The organism is Streptomyces sp. NPDC057900 (assembly GCF_042887885.1).
GTDB lineage: Bacteria > Actinomycetota > Actinomycetes > Streptomycetales > Streptomycetaceae > Streptomyces.
Map to the genome: position 1 here is coordinate 251,558 of NZ_JBHVOI010000004.1, position 13,966 is coordinate 265,523.

A 13,966-nucleotide genomic window follows, 5' to 3' on the forward strand; every position below is an offset into this window, starting at 1 on the left:
CCGTGGACAGTCCGACCGCGCAGCCCCTTGCCGGAACCCTCATCGACCTGCTCATGGAGCGCGCCCACGGTGTGACCGCCGACCTGCCGCTCTTCACCGCGCTGGACTCCGCCGGTGACCGGACGGACCGGGTGGGCGCTGCCGCGCTGCTCGGCCGGGTCCGTGCCGTGGCCGCCGCCCTGCGGACGGTCGGCGCGGCCGGGGACCGCGTCATCGTGCCCGCCCTGCCGGGGCTCGACTTCCACGTGGGCTTCCTCGGCTGCCTGTACGCGGGGATGATCGCCGTGCCGGTACCGCCCCTGCGGACCGGTGCGCGGCACCGCGCGACCGTCCGCAACGACCGGCTCTGGACGATCCACCGTGACTGTGCGCCCGTCGCGGTGCTCGTGTCCACGCCGGAGGACGCCAAGGACGCCGAGGACGCCGAGGAGGCCGGTACGGGTTCCGGGGCCGCACCGGTCTGGATATCCGTGCGGCAGCCGGCGGACCCGGGAACGCGGGCCCCCGACCCCGCGGCGTCGGACCCCGCCGCCGTCGCGCTGCTCCAGTACACCTCGGGCTCTACGGGCGACCCCCGCGGGGTGATCGTCAGCCACGGCAACCTGGTCGCCAACCAGCGCGCGATGCGGGACCGTTGCGAGATCGACCCCGAAACCACGGTGGTCAGCTGGCTGCCGCTCTTCCACGACATGGGGCTCTGTACCGGGCTCGTCCTGCCCCTGGTCTCCGGCGCGGCCGCCGTCACGATGGAGCCCGCCGCCTTCGTGCGCGACCCGCGCGTCTGGCTGCGCGCCATCGAAGCGGAGGAGGACGTGTTCGCGGCCGCGCCGGACTTCGCGTACGACCTGTGCGTGCGGCGGATTCCGGAGGCCGAGAGGGCCGGGATCGACCTGTCCACCTGGCGGGTGGCGGCCAACGGTTCGGAGCCGGTGAAGGCCTCGACGCTGCGCCACTTCGCCGAGGCGTTCCGGCCCAGCTTCTTCCGCGAGGAGGTCTTCTCGCCGGGGTACGGCCTCGCCGAGTCCACGCTCATCGTCACCATGGGGAGGCCGCTCTTCCCGACCCCGGTGCGCCACTACGACCGGGTCGCTCTCGCGGAGGGCAAGGCCGTACCGGCCACGCCGTCCGCGGACACCGTAGAGCTGGTCGGCTGCGGCAGCGCGGTCACCGATACCGCCGTGTGCGTCGTCGACCCGGAGACCCGCCACCCCCTGGCCGAGCGGGTGGTGGGCGAGATCTGGGTGAGCGCCCCCGGAAACTGCGCGGGGTACTGGGGCAACGGGACCGCCTCGGCCGAGGTCTTCGGCGTGCGGACCGAGGGCGCCGTCCCCGGGGCGGAAGGAATCGCGGAGGGACAGTACGTACGCACGGGGGATCTGGGGTTCCTTGAGGGGGGCGAGCTGTTCATCACCGGCCGCCTCAAGGACGTACTGATCATCGGCGGCGAGAACTACTTCCCGCAGGACGTCGAGGCGGTGGCCGGCGAAGCCCACGCCGCCTTCGCGTACCAGCGCGCCGCTGCCTGGCCGCTGGACGAGGAGCGGAACGGGGTCGCCGTCGTGATCGAGACGGCCGAGCGCGACCAGGAGGTGCTGGCCGGGGCCGTACGGGCGGCCGGTATCGCGGTTGCCAGGGCGCTGCCCACCCCGGTGAGCGTCTTCGCGGTGGCCAGGAACAAGGTGCCCCGTACCACCAGCGGCAAGATCCGCCGTCGGGCCTGTGCCGAGCAGGTGGCGGCCGGACAGCTGCGGCCGCTCGCCCAGTGGTCCAGCCGATGAGCTCCAGCAGATGAAGTCGAGGAGGAGACGTGAAGATGGACAGCCGACGAACCGGTCCCCGGAACATATCCGAGCGCGAAGTGGCCGACCACGTCGTCCAGTTGCTCGCCGAGCTGCTGGAACTGGCGCCCGAGGCCATCGACCCCGACGTGCCCCTCAGCGCGTACGGAGTCGACTCGGCGACCAGCACCTGGCTCGCGGGTGAGCTGTCGAGCTGGTGCGGCATCCCGCTGGAGCGGGAACTGCTGCTCGGCCGGCCGAGTGTGGCCGAGCTCTCCGAGGACGTGATGGCGGTGCTGCGCGGGCAGCCCGAGCGCGACCGGGCCTGATCAGGGCCCGCCCGCCCTCCCGGATCAGCCGGCCTGGGCGTACTTGACCGTGACCGCCGCCCAGTGTTCGAGGACGTCCGCCGCGCCACCCGAGTCGACGGCCTCCGCGGCCAGTTCCACCCCGGCCGCGAGCCGCTCGGTGACGGGGCGTCCGCTGGGCTCCAGGGCCGCGAGGCCTGCCGCGGCCGACAGCAGTACCGCGTCCCGGACCGGCCCCCGGGCCCCGGCGAACACCTCGTGGGCCACCCGTGCGTTGTGAGCGCGGTCCCCGCCGCGCAGTGCGGCGGCCGGCGCGTACTCGATCCCGATGTCCCTGGGGTCGAAGGACTCGGTGCGTACCTCGCCCCCGAGGACCGACCAGACCGTGGAGGTAGTGGTGACCGTCAGTTCGTCCATTCCGTCGTCCCCGCGGAAGACCAGCGCGGAGACCCCGCGGCGGGCCAGCACCCCCGCGAGCAGTGGCGCGAGGCGCCGGTCCGCGACACCCACCGCCTGCGCGGTGGGCGATGCCGGATTGGCCAGCGGGCCCAGCACGTTGAAGACGGTACGGATGCCGAGCTCCCGGCGCGGCCCGGCCGCGTGCCGCATCGCCGGATGGAACGCAGGGGCGAAGCAGAAGGTGATGCCGGTCTCCTCTGCGACCGCCGCGACCTCCCGCGGAGCCAGGGTCAACGCCACCCCCAGCTCCTCCAGCACATCGGCAGAGCCGCAGGCGGAGGAGGCCGAGCGGTTACCGTGCTTGACCACGCGGGCGCCCGCCGCGGCGGCCACGACCGCCGACATCGTGGACACGTTGACGCTGTTGGAGCCGTCGCCACCGGTCCCGACGATGTCCAGCGCGGGGCCCGGTATGTGAAGGGGCACGGCGTGCCGGTACATGGCGCGCACCATGCCCTCGATCTCGTCGACGGTCTCCCCCTTGGCGCGCAGCGCCACCAGGAGACCGGCCACGCCGGCCGCCCCGGCGCTGCCCGACATCACCTGGTCCATCGCCCAGGCCGTGTCGTCGGCGGTCAGATCTCTGCGATCCAGCAGCGTATTGAGCAGGTGCGGCCAGGTACGACCCTGTGGCTCGGCAGTCACGGGAATTCTCCTTGAACGGCGCAAGCGGACGTGTCGCTGTTCAGTCTGCGAATGGCGGCGGCTTATTTCCAGACCACTGTCGGGCGACCGGTACGGACCACTTCAGGAGGGACAGGACCGTGGCCTTGCACATAGCGGTAGAGGTGGTCAGGGATTCCAGGAATTCTCTGACCACGCAGATCCAGGAATTCATCAAGAGGGAGATATCCGAGGGAATTCTCCAGCCGGGCACCCGGCTGCCGTCCAGCCGCCGGCTCGCCGGTGATCTGGACGTATCGCGCAGCGTCGTCGTGGAGGCGTACGGGCAGCTCGTCGCCGAGGGATATCTGGAGGCGGCCCAGGGCGCCGGTACCAGGGTGGTGGGCCATCTTGAGGCCGAGCCCGCCGCGCCCGCCCTGCTGGACGAGGGACAGGTGCCGCGGGTCCGCTGGGACCTGCGCCCCGGAGGCGGCAACACTCCGGCCTTTCCGAGGCGCGAGTGGCTGCGCTGCTACCAGCGGGTCCTCCAGGAGACCGACTCGGTGCATCACGGCTACCCGCCACCGGCCGGTGACCCCGCGCTGCGCTACGAACTCGCCTGCTACCTGGGCCGTCTGCGGGGGCTGCGCACCTCGCCCGACCACCTCATGGTGGTCGCCGGATTCGCCCAGACGCTCAGCCTGGTCTGCGAGGTCCTGCCGCGCCTGGGCATCGACGAGCTCGCGATCGAGGACCCGGGCCACCCGGGACAGCGGCAGTTCGTCCGGGAGAGCGGAGTGCGGGCGGTGCCGGTTCGGGTCGACGGCCAGGGCATCGACGTCGAGGCGCTGGCCGCGTCCGGGGCGCGCGCCGTCCTGGTCGCGCCCGCCCACCAGTTCCCCACCGGCGTCACCCTGTCCCCGGAGCGCCGTGAGGCCTTGGCGCGCTGGGCCCGGGACGTCGACGGCTGGGTGATCGAGGACGATTACGACGGGGGTCTGTGGTACGAACGATCCCCCCGGCCGCTGGCGTTGCAGCGCATGATGCCGGGCCGGGTCGTCTACGCGGGCACCGCCAGCAAGACGCTGTCCCCGGGGCTCCGCCTGGGCTGGCTCGCCGCGCCCCGGCCGATGCTCGACGAGCTGCTGCGGGCGCGTGCCCGGCACGACCTGGGCACCGAGACCCTCACCCAGCTGGCTTTCGCCGAGCTCCTGCGTACCGGACTGTTCGACCGTCATCTGCGCCGTCTGAACGCCCTGGGCCGCAGGCGCCGGGACGCCCTGGACGAAGCGGTCTTCAGGTATCTGCCCGGTGCCGTGGTGCTGGGCCGGGGTGCGGGGCTGCACGCCTACGTGCGACTGCCCCGGCACACCGACGAGGGGGCGTTGGTGGCCGGGGCGCTGCGCCGTTCCGTCCTGGTGCGCGGGGCCGCCGCGTTCCACGCCTGGCCGCGCCGGGACGCCCCGGCCCTGGTGGTGGGCCATGCGCATCTGCCCTGTTCCGGGGTGGCCGAGGCCATCCGGGCGATGGGTGTGCGGTCAGACGCCGACGCTCTGCTCCCGTGAACCGGCGGCGTCGGTGAGGAAGTTACGCATCATGGCGAGCCCGCCGGTCGTGGTGATGCTCTCCGGGTGGAACTGCACCGACTCGATGGGCAGCGTGCGGTGCCGCAGTCCCATCACATAGCCGTGGTCGATGGCGACGGCGGTGGTGACCAGCTGCTCGGGGAGGGGTTCGGAGACGATCAGCGAGTGGTAGCGGGTCACTTCGAGGGTGTTGCCGAGCCCCTGGAACAGGCCTTCCCCGTCGTGCCGCACCATGCTCGTCCGCCCGTGCATCACCTGGTCCGCCACCTCGATCGTGCCGCCGTGAGCCAGGGCGATGGCCTGGTGCCCGAGGCAGACGCCGAGCAGCGGCACCGTCCCGGCGAACCGGTGCACCAGCTCGACGTGACCGGACTCGGCGGGGTGCCCGGGGCCGGGGCCGAGCACCACCGCGTCCGGGCGGGAGGCGGCCAGCTCGTCGGGGGAGCGGGTCAGGGACCGTACGACCTCGGTACGCGCGCCCAGGGTGCGCAGGTACTGGTCGATGATGTGCACGAAGCTGTCGTACGCGTCGATCAGCAGGACCTTCATGTCCGGTACGCCCTTGGGGTCTGGGGTGTTCACGACAGCAGCTCCTCACCGGTGAGCGCCCAGTAGGCGGCCCCCATCTTGGCCAGGGTCTCCCGCCACTCGGCCGCGGGTTCCGACTGCGCCACGATGCCCGCCGAGCTCTGGGTCGAGTACGTGCTCCCGTCGTACTCGATGGTGCGGATGCACAGCGCCAGTTCGCTCCAGCCGCGCACGTCGACCAGGCCCACTGCGCCCGCGTAGCTCCCGCGCCGCTGCTCTTCGAGCCCGTCGATGATCTCCATGGCGCGGACCTTGGGCGCGCCGGTCATCGTCCCGGCGGGGAAGGTCGCGCGCACCACCTGCCAGGTGTCCAGGCCTTCCTGGAGCCGGCCGGTGACGGTGGAGACGAGATGGAAGACGTGCGAGAAGCTCTCCACCGCCATCAGCCGCTCCACCGGCTGGGTGCTGGGGCGTGCCACCCGGCCGATGTCGTTGCGGCACAGGTCGACCAGCATGATGTGCTCCGCCTGCTCCTTGGTGCTCTCCCGCATCTCCTTGATGCGCCGCTGGTTCTCCTCCTCGTCCGTGCCGCGCCGCGCGGTGCCCGCGATGGGGCGCATCTCGACCGTGTCACCCTCGACCCGGAAGAACAGTTCGGGGCTGGCGCCGATCAGCACGCTGTCCGCGCGGGGCATCAGATACATGTAGGGCGACGGGTTGCGCTCCCGCAGCCGTCGGTAGACATCGACGGGGGTCAACGCGGAACGCACATCGATGCGGTGGCCTATCTGGATCTGGTAGATGTCCCCGACCCCGATGTGCGCCAGGCACCGGTCGGCCCAGTCCAGGAAGGTCTCCCGGCTCACGCTGTCGCGCACCGACAGGGGCGCGGGCGCCTCGGGAACGGCGGGGGCGGCTCGGTGCGCCAGGGCGGCGACGTCCACCACGACCCGCGCGTCGCCGAAGGCGTCGCTCCGGGCGCTCAGCCGCCGGACCCGGCCCGACGGCAGGTCGTACCAGACGGTGTCCCGGAAGAGCGTGAGGGTGATGTCCGGTCCGCGCGGAACCTTGGTGCGGTCCGGGAGCTCCTCCATGTGCCAGGCGGACTCGTACGCGAGCGTGGTCAGGAAGCCGAAGGCGTACGACGTCGCCGGGATGCGGGTGTCCACGTCGAAGAGGCCCTGCGCGCGCGAGAGCAGGCCCCACATCCGGTCGGGGCCGGTGAAGCGGTAGCTGTACACCTCGGCGCCGGCCGGGTGCGCGGCGGTCATCCCCAGCGACTCCGCCTCCCGGGCCAGGGCCAGGGCGAGGGGAGCGGCCCCGTCGATCTCGACGTAGCCGTCGAACACCCGGATCTCGGCCAGCCGGCCGAAGCCGACGACGGCCGAGCGGCGGTCCCGGTCGGCACCGTCGACGCTCTCGAAGAGGAATACGTCCTGAACGGGGAGGAGCTCCAGTAGGTGTACGTACAGATCGAGAGGATCATGGTGCGGCACATCGGTATCGGTGACCTCGATACCGATCTTGCTCGTTTTCGGCATGGTGAACTCCTTGTGAATTCGGTGCCGATGGCAGTATCGGCCGGTCCACTTCTACTCGGCCGCGGTCAGCAAAACAGTGGTGTGCCGGTGGAGCCAGACCAATCCGCACCCCCGGATGCGGTCCATTCCTGATTTGCTTGACCCGGACCGGCTCGGTGGATTGAGCTGGTGCACGTCTGAATCGGGGACAGGAATTCCCAGTCGTCCCCACCGTGCCCCATTGAGTACTTCCTCCCTGTCCGCCGTCCGCACGGAAGGCTGCAATGAGAGTCAGCAAGAGGGAACCCGAAACGATGAAGGACGCCCGCGACTCCTGGCGCGGGCTCCCCGCGGCCCAGCAGCCGGACTGGCCCGACCGGGCCGAACTGCGGGTGGCGACGGAGCAGCTGGAGCTCGCCCCGCCCCTGGTCTTCGCCGCCGAATGCGACCTGCTGCGTCGCAGGATGGCCGCGGTGGCGCGCGGGGAGGCCGTTCTCCTCCAGGGCGGCGACTGCGCGGAGACCTTCGCCAGGACGACGGCCGAGTCCATCCACGGAAAGCTCAAGACCCTGTTGCAGATGGCCGTGGTGCTCACCCATGCCACCGCCCTGCCCGTCGTCAAGGTCGGCCGGCTGGCCGGTCAGTACGCGAAGCCGCGCTCCAGTGCCGTGGAGCGGCGCGGCGGGATCGAGCTGCCCTCCTACCGGGGCGACGCGGTGAACGGCGCGGAGTTCACCGCGGAGGCCAGGCGGCCCGACCCGGACCGACTGCGCCGGATGTACGAGTCGTCGGCCATCACGCTCAATCTCGTCCGGGCCCTGACCACCGGCGGATTCGCCGACCTGCGCCAGGTGCACGCCTGGAACCAGGGGTTCGTGGCGGATTCGCGGGCCGGTGAGCGCTACGAGCGGCTGGCCGACGCGATCGACCGCAGCCTGGCCTTCATGCAGGCCTGCGGGGTCGACACCCGGGAGCTCGGCACCACCGAGTTCTTCGTCAGCCACGAGGGCCTGCTGCTGGAGTACGAGGCGGCCCTCACCCGCGCCGATCCCGGTACGGGCCGGTCGTACGCCACCAGCGGCCATCTGCTCTGGATGGGGGAGCGGACCCGTGACCTGGACGGGGCGCACGTCGAGTACTTCTCCCGGGTGGCCAACCCCATCGCGGTGAAGATCGGCCCCACGGCGAGCCCCGACTCCGTCATGGCCCTGCTCGACCGGCTCGACCCGGACCGCGAGCCCGGCCGGCTGACCTTCGTGGTCAGGGCCGGCGCGGAGCGGATCCGCGATGTGCTGCCCACCCTGGTGCAGAAGGTCGAGGCGGAGGGCGCGCTGGTCTGCTGGGTCAGCGACCCGATGCACGGCAACACCATCACCGCGGCGAGCGGCCACAAGACCCGCAGGTTCGACACGATCCTGGACGAGGTGCGTGGCTTCGTCGAGGTCCACCGCGAGCTGGGGAGCCACCCCGGCGGCATCCACGTGGAGTTGACCGGGGACGACGTCACCGAGTGCATCGGCGGCGGCAACACGGTTCTGCCCGAGCACCTGCACCAGCGCTACGAAACGGCCTGCGACCCGCGCCTGAACCACACGCAGTCCCTGGACCTGGCGTTCCTGCTCGCCGAGATGTACCGCGAACTCCCCGGCCGGTCGGCAGGGAGCGACGCCCGCCCGGCGCATTTGCCGTCCGCTTAAAGACCTGGTGGCTCCAGGGACCGCAGGGGCAGGCTGAGGCCATTCGGCTCTCGGACGAGAGGGAACGAGCGTGTCCCAGCAGGCCCTTCAGCAGGCAGCACCCGTCGCCATCCGCAGTGCGGCCTGGTATCTCCCCGAGCACACCCTGCCGATCGCCGGGGTGCGGACGCTCGACGAGACCGAGCGGGCCACCCGCGACGCGCTGGGCATCGACACCGTCCGGGCTGACGACCGGCTGAGCTCGGTCGCCCTCGCGGAACGCGCCGCGCGCCGGGCCCTCGAACAGGCGGGGCTCGACGCCGGGGACGTCGGCGCCCTGGTGATGGTGGAGTCGCGGGTCCAGGAGACGTTCCTCAGCTCGGAGGCGACCCAGCTCCAGGAGCGGCTCGGCGCCGGCAACGCCCTCACCTTCACGGTGGGCGGGCTCGGCTGCGTCTCGATCACCCCCGCCCTGCTGACGGCCCGCGGACTGCTGGCCGCAGACCCGGAGCTGGACCATGTCCTGGTCGTGCACGGCAGCAAGCCGGCCGCCGCCCTGCGCTACCGCCACCCCGTCACGGTGAACGGCGACGCCGGGCAGGCGCTGCTGCTCTCCCGCGGCGGGAGCATACGGATACGTGACATCGCGCAGCTGAGCAACGGGCGTTACTGGGATCTCTTCCACGTCGACTACCGGGACCGCCCCACCACTCAGTGGCGCGAGCAGTGCACGGAACCGAGCACCTACTCCTTCCGCCTGGCCATGGAGACGCGCAACCGCCTCTCCGGGATGCTGGACGACCTGCTGCGGCGCAACGAAGTCGGCCGCGAGGACATCGGCGGCTTCGTCAGCCAGAACCTGTCCGCCGGGGGCTTCACCTTCCTTGAGGACTCCCTGGGCATCGAACTGCTGCCGGCGTGCCGGCAGAACCTGCGGAGGTACGGACACCTCGGCCCCATCGACGTGTTCCTCAATCTCCGCACCGCACTGGACCGGGGGGAGATGGCCCCCGGCGGCCTCACGGTCCTGATCAACGTCAGCCCGGTGGCCGCCTGGAGCCTGCTGCTGGTCGAGACAGATCCACAGGAGGGCGTGGCATGAACGACGACATCACGGAGCAGATCACCGAGTTCCTGAGCGCGGCGCTCCGGCGGAGGATCGAGCCGGACGACGACTACTTCGACCAGGGTTTCGCCGACTCCCTGTTCGCGCTGGAGCTGGTGACGTTCGTGGAGAACCGCTTCGGCCTCACCATCGAGGTCGAGGACCTGGATCTCGACAACTTCAGGACCGCCAACCGCATCACGGAGGTCGTGAGGCGCAAGGCCGGTGCCCCCGGACGGGGAGTGGCGCATGCCGAGGGGTCCTGAAGGTGGTCCCGGCGCCGCGACGGTGGATTCGCCGTCCCCGGACCTGTTCCGGGCGGCGGAGGACGTGGCGGCCGAAGCACGCGCCCGCGCCTCTCGCTGGGACCAGGACGGCGGGCTGCCCGATACGGTGCGCCGGGAGTTCGCCGCGTCGGGACTGCTCGCCGCGGACCTGCCCGTGCGGTACGGGGGCGCGGGCCTCGGTCCGCTCGCGCTCGGGGAGATCACCGCACGGATCGGCGGCGAGTGCAGCGCCCTGCGCGGGCTGCTGACCGTCCAGGGCATGGTCGCGGCGGCGCTGCTGCGCTGGGGAACGGCGGAGCAGCGGGACGACTGGCTGCCCCGGCTGGCGGGTGGCGAACTGACCGCCGGCTTCGCGGTGACCGAGCAGTCCGCCGGCAGCGCGCTGGGCGCCGTGGAGACCCGTATCGAGGCACCGGGCGGGTCCGGCTCCCAGGAAGTGGTGGTGAGCGGCCGCAAGCGGTGGATCACCTTCGGCGAGGTCGCCGACGTGTTCCTGGTGCTCGGCCGGTACGGGGGAAAGCCCGCGGCCGTGCTCGTGGACGCGGACCGGGCCGGTGTCGAGCGGGAGCCGGTGCGCGGCCAGCTCGGCATGCGGGCCGCCCGGATCGCCCATCTGTCCTTCGACGGTGTGCGGGTGCCCCGGACCCGGCTGATCGCCCCTCCCGGCCTGGGGCTCTCCCACGTCGTCGGCACCGCGCTCGACCACGGCCGCTTCACGGTCGGCTGGGGATGCGTGGGGATGGCGGAGGCGTGCGTCGAGGAAGCCGCCACCCACGCGGCTTCCCGCCGCCAGGGCGGCGCCCTCCTGGGCGATCACCAGCTGGTCCGGTCGATGCTGGCCAGGGCCGCGGTGGACGCCGCCGGGGCCCGCGAGCTCGCCCGCAGGGCCGCGGAGGCACGGGCCCCGGGCCCCGGACACGGGGTGCCCGAGACGCTCATGGCCAAGTACGCCGCGGCCGCCGCGGCGGCGACGGCGAGCCGCGACGCCGTCCAGGTGCTCGGCTCCGCCGGCTGCGCACCCGACAGCAGGGCGGGCCGTCACTTCCGGGACGCCAAGGTCATGGAGATCATCGAAGGAGCACCACAGGTGGCCGAACTACAGATAGCCGAGCGGTTGTTACGTCGTTTCGGGGCCGCGTCGTGACGGGGGTGGACGGCGCGCCGACCGTCAAGTGCCTCGTGTGGGACCTGGACGACACGCTGTGGAACGGCGTGGTGCTGGAGGGCGATGACCCCGAGCCGTTCCCCGCCGCGCTGGAGACCCTGGCCGAGCTGGACCGTCGCGGCATCCTGCACGCCGCCGCCAGTCGCGGCGAACGGAGCGTCACCCACCGGCATCTGACGGAACGCGGGCTGGCCGAGTGGTTCTGCGCGGTACGGGTGGGCTGGGGCGCCAAGTCCGCCTCGGTGCGCCGGATCGCGAAGGCCCTCAACATCGGCCTGGACACCATCGCGTTCGTCGACAACGACCCGGTGGAGCGGGCCGAGGTCGCCGCCGAACTCCCCATGGTCCGCTGCTACCCGGCGTCGGAGGCCGGACAGCTCCCGGAGTTACCGGAGTTCCGGCCCGAGCACATCACGGCGGAGGCCGCCGGGCGGCGCCGGCTGTACCAGACGGAGTGGCAACGCCATGAGGCGGAGGAGGAGTTCACCGAAGGGCGCCAGGCGTTCCTCGACTCGCTCGGGCTGGTCATGGAGGTGCGTCCGGCCACGGAGGAGGACCTGTCCCGGGCGAGCGAGCTGACCGTCCGCACCCATCAGCTCAACAGCACGGGGCTGACCTACGGCATCGACGAACTGCGGCGGCTGAGCGCGTCCCCGGACCACCAGGTGCGGCTGGCCGGGCTCCGGGACCGCTTCGGCGACTACGGGATCATCGGCCTGGCTGTCACCGAACTCGTCGGGCGGGACTCGGTCCTGCGGCTGATGCTGATGTCCTGCCGGGTCGCCTCGCGCGGTGCGGGGAGCGTGCTGCTGCACCACCTGATCCAGCGGGCCCTGGCGGACGGCCGGCGCCCGGTCGCGCACTTCACCCCGACGGAGGCCAACCGGAATCTGCTGGTCACCATGCGCTTCGCCGGCTACGCGACGACGGCGGAGGAACCGGACCGCCTGGTGCTTGCCGTCGACCCGCAGCGCCCGCCGGGCAAGGCCCCGGGCCACACCCGCGTGATCGACGGCGCGCCATGACCGGCACGGGGAACGACACAGGAAGCGAGGCCGCGATGACCCGGCACCCCGGCGAGTTCGCGCGAACGGAGGCCCCTGCGGAGGTTCGGCCCGTCTGGGACGCCTTCCGGGACCAGGTGGCCGCCGTACCGGAGGCGACCGCGCTCGTGATCGGCGGGGACTCCCTGACGTACCGCGAGCTCGACCACGCCACGGCCGCTCTGGCGCGGCTGCTGTGGCGGCACGGGCTGCGGCCGGGACGGGTCGTCTGCGTCCGGACGGAGCAGAGCGCCCTGTCCGTGGTGGCCATGCTCGCCGCACTGCGCACCGGAGCCACCTGGGCGGTCCTGGAACCCGACCTCCCCGTGGGGAGGTTCGAGGCGCTCTGCCGGGACGTCGACTGCGCGGTGGTACTGAGCGGGGGCGAGGACGCGGTCCCGGCCTCCGCGCTCGCGGCGATGGCCGACCCGCCGGTGGTCGTGGACGCGGCGGACCTCCGGCCGGCGCGGCTCGTCGAGGAGGGCCGGGCGCTGTCCCCGGAGCCGTACCCGCAGGTCCCGGAGACGAGCCCCGCCTACGTCGCCTACACCTCGGGGTCCACCGGCGAGCCGAAGGGCGTGCTGGTCGGCCGGGACCAGCTCGCGGCGTCCATCGGCTGCCGGGGGCCGGTGTACGGCACGGAGCGCTCCGTCTTCCTGATCGCGCTGCGGCTGTCCTTCGACGGGATCCTCGGCGGAATGTTCTGGTCGCTCACCGGCGGTCACACGCTGGTGCTCCCCGACTCCCGGCAGCTCGTGCGGGTCGCGGAGTTCGTCCGGCTGGCCAGGGAACACCGGGTGACCCACCTGTTCAACATTCCCTCCTACTACCGGGCCGTCCTCCAGGACCCGGGCGGTCTGCCCGACACCCTGCGCCGCGTGGTCGTGGGGGGTGAGGCGTGCACACCCCAGCTGGTGGCCGCCCATCACGAGCGGCTGCCGCAGGTCCCGATCGTCAACGAGTACGGGCCCACAGAGACGACCATCGCCTGCACGGTGGAGACCGATCCCGACCCGGCCGGGGACCGTGTCCCCATCGGGCGGCCCTGGCCGGGAGTGCGGACCCTGGTGCTGGACGAGCGGCTGCGCGAGGTTCCCGCCGGGGAGCGGGGCGAGCTCTACGTCGGCGGCTCCCTGGTGGCGATCGGCTACGCGAACCAGCCGGCCCGCACGGCCGAGCGGTTCGTCGCCGACCCGTACGGGCGGCGGCCGGGCGGACGCCTCTACCGCACCGGGGACATCGCCAGCGTCGACGAACGGGGCGCGCTGCACTACCACGGCAGAACGGACAGCCAAACAAAGATCCGCGGCATGCGGATCGAACTCGGCGAGATCGAGAGCGTGCTGGAACGCCACGCGGGCGTGGAGCAGGCCGTGGTGCTCTGCGAGCCCGCAGGGCAGGGCGAGCCGCAGGTGATCGCCTTCGTGCTGCCGGCACCGGGCGGCACCCCGCCGGACGCCGCTGAGCTGCGCGGACACTGCCGGGACCGGCTGGTCGAGCAGGCCACACCGACCCTGTTCGTACGGGTCGACCACATCCCGCTGGACCGCAGCACCAAGGCGGACCGGGCCGCGCTCCGCACGCTGATCCCGACGGACCGGCAGGGCTCGGAGGGTGGCGCGGACGGGGAGTGGAGCGGCCACCGCCCCGCCGTCGGCCGGATCTGGGCGGAGGTCCTCGGGCACTCCCGCGCCACCCCGGACGACAACTTCTTCGCCGTCGGCGGGAGTTCGATCAAGGTCATCGACCTGTACGACCGGCTGGACGGGCTCTGGCCGGGGGCGCTGCGGGTGGGCGAGCTGTTCGACTACATCACCATCGCCGCCCAGGCGCAGCTGATCGCGGAGCGCCTGGGCGGGCGCACCCAGGACGGGAAACCCGCCGCACCGGCCAGCTACGAGCTCTGAC

At 72.3% G+C, this 13,966-nt stretch carries 12 protein-coding genes; 9 read left to right on the forward strand and 3 right to left on the reverse strand.

All coding sequences use genetic code 11. The features are described 5' to 3' along the window. The first annotated feature begins 2 nt into the window (after window positions 1–2). Together ACFVQ0_RS18735 and ACFVQ0_RS18740 are read left to right on the forward strand one after the other, a co-directional pair. Entirely contained in the window at window positions 3–1,778 is a 1,776-nt protein-coding gene (locus ACFVQ0_RS18735; RefSeq protein ID WP_390089312.1) for a fatty acyl-AMP ligase, read from the forward strand. Between the two features lie 35 nt (window positions 1,779–1,813). Then, window positions 1,814–2,107, forward strand: a complete 294-nt coding sequence (locus ACFVQ0_RS18740) for an acyl carrier protein (RefSeq protein WP_390089314.1) — start codon at window positions 1,814–1,816, stop codon at window positions 2,105–2,107. Between the two features lie 24 nt (window positions 2,108–2,131). Here the strand turns inward: ACFVQ0_RS18740 and trpD are convergent, their stop codons facing one another. Beyond that, on the reverse strand, window positions 2,132–3,190 hold the full coding sequence (trpD, locus tag ACFVQ0_RS18745) for an anthranilate phosphoribosyltransferase (protein WP_390089315.1): 1,059 nt from the start codon (window positions 3,188–3,190) through the stop codon (window positions 2,132–2,134). A 119-nt stretch (window positions 3,191–3,309) separates the two neighbouring features. On the opposite strand from trpD, the gene ACFVQ0_RS18750 reads away from it, so the two are divergent. Further along, the gene (locus ACFVQ0_RS18750) at window positions 3,310–4,713 is read left to right on the forward strand and encodes a PLP-dependent aminotransferase family protein (RefSeq protein WP_390089317.1); all 1,404 of its coding nucleotides are present in this window, start codon (window positions 3,310–3,312) and stop codon (window positions 4,711–4,713) included. Here the strand turns inward: ACFVQ0_RS18750 and ACFVQ0_RS18755 are convergent. Both ACFVQ0_RS18755 and ACFVQ0_RS18760 read right to left on the reverse strand, forming a co-directional pair. Beyond that, on the reverse strand, window positions 4,687–5,283 hold the full coding sequence (locus tag ACFVQ0_RS18755; protein WP_390089804.1) for an anthranilate synthase component II: 597 nt from the start codon (window positions 5,281–5,283) through the stop codon (window positions 4,687–4,689). The genes ACFVQ0_RS18750 and ACFVQ0_RS18755 overlap by 27 nt on opposite strands. Before the next feature lie 29 nt (window positions 5,284–5,312). Continuing rightward, window positions 5,313–6,803 carry an anthranilate synthase component I family protein gene (locus ACFVQ0_RS18760; protein ID WP_390089319.1) on the reverse strand — a complete coding sequence of 497 codons (1,491 nt, stop codon included), beginning with the start codon at window positions 6,801–6,803 and terminating at the stop codon, window positions 5,313–5,315. Between the two features lie 263 nt (window positions 6,804–7,066). On the opposite strand from ACFVQ0_RS18760, the gene ACFVQ0_RS18765 reads away from it, so the two are divergent. From ACFVQ0_RS18765 to ACFVQ0_RS18790, 6 genes are all read left to right on the forward strand, one after another. Then, on the forward strand, window positions 7,067–8,479 hold the full coding sequence (locus ACFVQ0_RS18765) for a class II 3-deoxy-7-phosphoheptulonate synthase (protein ID WP_390089321.1): 1,413 nt from the start codon (window positions 7,067–7,069) through the stop codon (window positions 8,477–8,479). A gap of 70 nt (window positions 8,480–8,549) precedes the next feature. Continuing rightward, a complete protein-coding gene (locus ACFVQ0_RS18770) occupies window positions 8,550–9,560 on the forward strand; it encodes a 3-oxoacyl-ACP synthase (RefSeq protein ID WP_390089323.1) in 1,011 nt (336 codons plus the stop codon). Further along, window positions 9,557–9,829: an acyl carrier protein gene (locus ACFVQ0_RS18775; protein ID WP_390089324.1), complete on the forward strand. Its 273-nt coding sequence runs from the start codon at window positions 9,557–9,559 to the stop codon at window positions 9,827–9,829. The genes ACFVQ0_RS18770 and ACFVQ0_RS18775 overlap by 4 nt, the downstream gene beginning before the upstream one ends. Further along, the gene (locus tag ACFVQ0_RS18780) at window positions 9,813–10,994 is read left to right on the forward strand and encodes an acyl-CoA dehydrogenase family protein (RefSeq protein WP_390089326.1); all 1,182 of its coding nucleotides are present in this window, start codon (window positions 9,813–9,815) and stop codon (window positions 10,992–10,994) included. The genes ACFVQ0_RS18775 and ACFVQ0_RS18780 overlap by 17 nt, the downstream gene beginning before the upstream one ends. After that, complete coding sequence (locus ACFVQ0_RS18785) at window positions 10,991–12,040, forward strand: HAD-IIIC family phosphatase (RefSeq protein ID WP_390089328.1); 1,050 nt, start codon at window positions 10,991–10,993, stop codon at window positions 12,038–12,040. The genes ACFVQ0_RS18780 and ACFVQ0_RS18785 overlap by 4 nt, the downstream gene beginning before the upstream one ends. A 35-nt stretch (window positions 12,041–12,075) precedes the next feature. Then, a complete protein-coding gene (locus tag ACFVQ0_RS18790) occupies window positions 12,076–13,965 on the forward strand; it encodes an amino acid adenylation domain-containing protein (protein WP_390089330.1) in 1,890 nt (629 codons plus the stop codon). Window position 13,966: the final 1 nt, after the last annotated feature.

Excerpts from the sequence above, each read along its gene's own strand:
- ACFVQ0_RS18780 (WP_390089326.1), top strand. The coding sequence starts at position 9,813 with ATGCCGAGGGGTCCTGAAGGTGGTCCCGGCGCCGCGACGGTGGATTCG.
- ACFVQ0_RS18740 (WP_390089314.1), top strand. The coding sequence starts at position 1,814 with ATGGACAGCCGACGAACCGGTCCCCGGAACATATCCGAGCGCGAAGTG.
- ACFVQ0_RS18790 (WP_390089330.1), top strand. The coding sequence starts at position 12,076 with ATGACCCGGCACCCCGGCGAGTTCGCGCGAACGGAGGCCCCTGCGGAG.
- ACFVQ0_RS18755 (WP_390089804.1), bottom strand. The coding sequence starts at position 5,283 with ATGAAGGTCCTGCTGATCGACGCGTACGACAGCTTCGTGCACATCATC.
- ACFVQ0_RS18765 (WP_390089321.1), top strand. The coding sequence starts at position 7,067 with ATGAGAGTCAGCAAGAGGGAACCCGAAACGATGAAGGACGCCCGCGAC.
- ACFVQ0_RS18775 (WP_390089324.1), top strand. The coding sequence starts at position 9,557 with ATGAACGACGACATCACGGAGCAGATCACCGAGTTCCTGAGCGCGGCG.
- ACFVQ0_RS18760 (WP_390089319.1), bottom strand. The coding sequence starts at position 6,803 with ATGCCGAAAACGAGCAAGATCGGTATCGAGGTCACCGATACCGATGTG.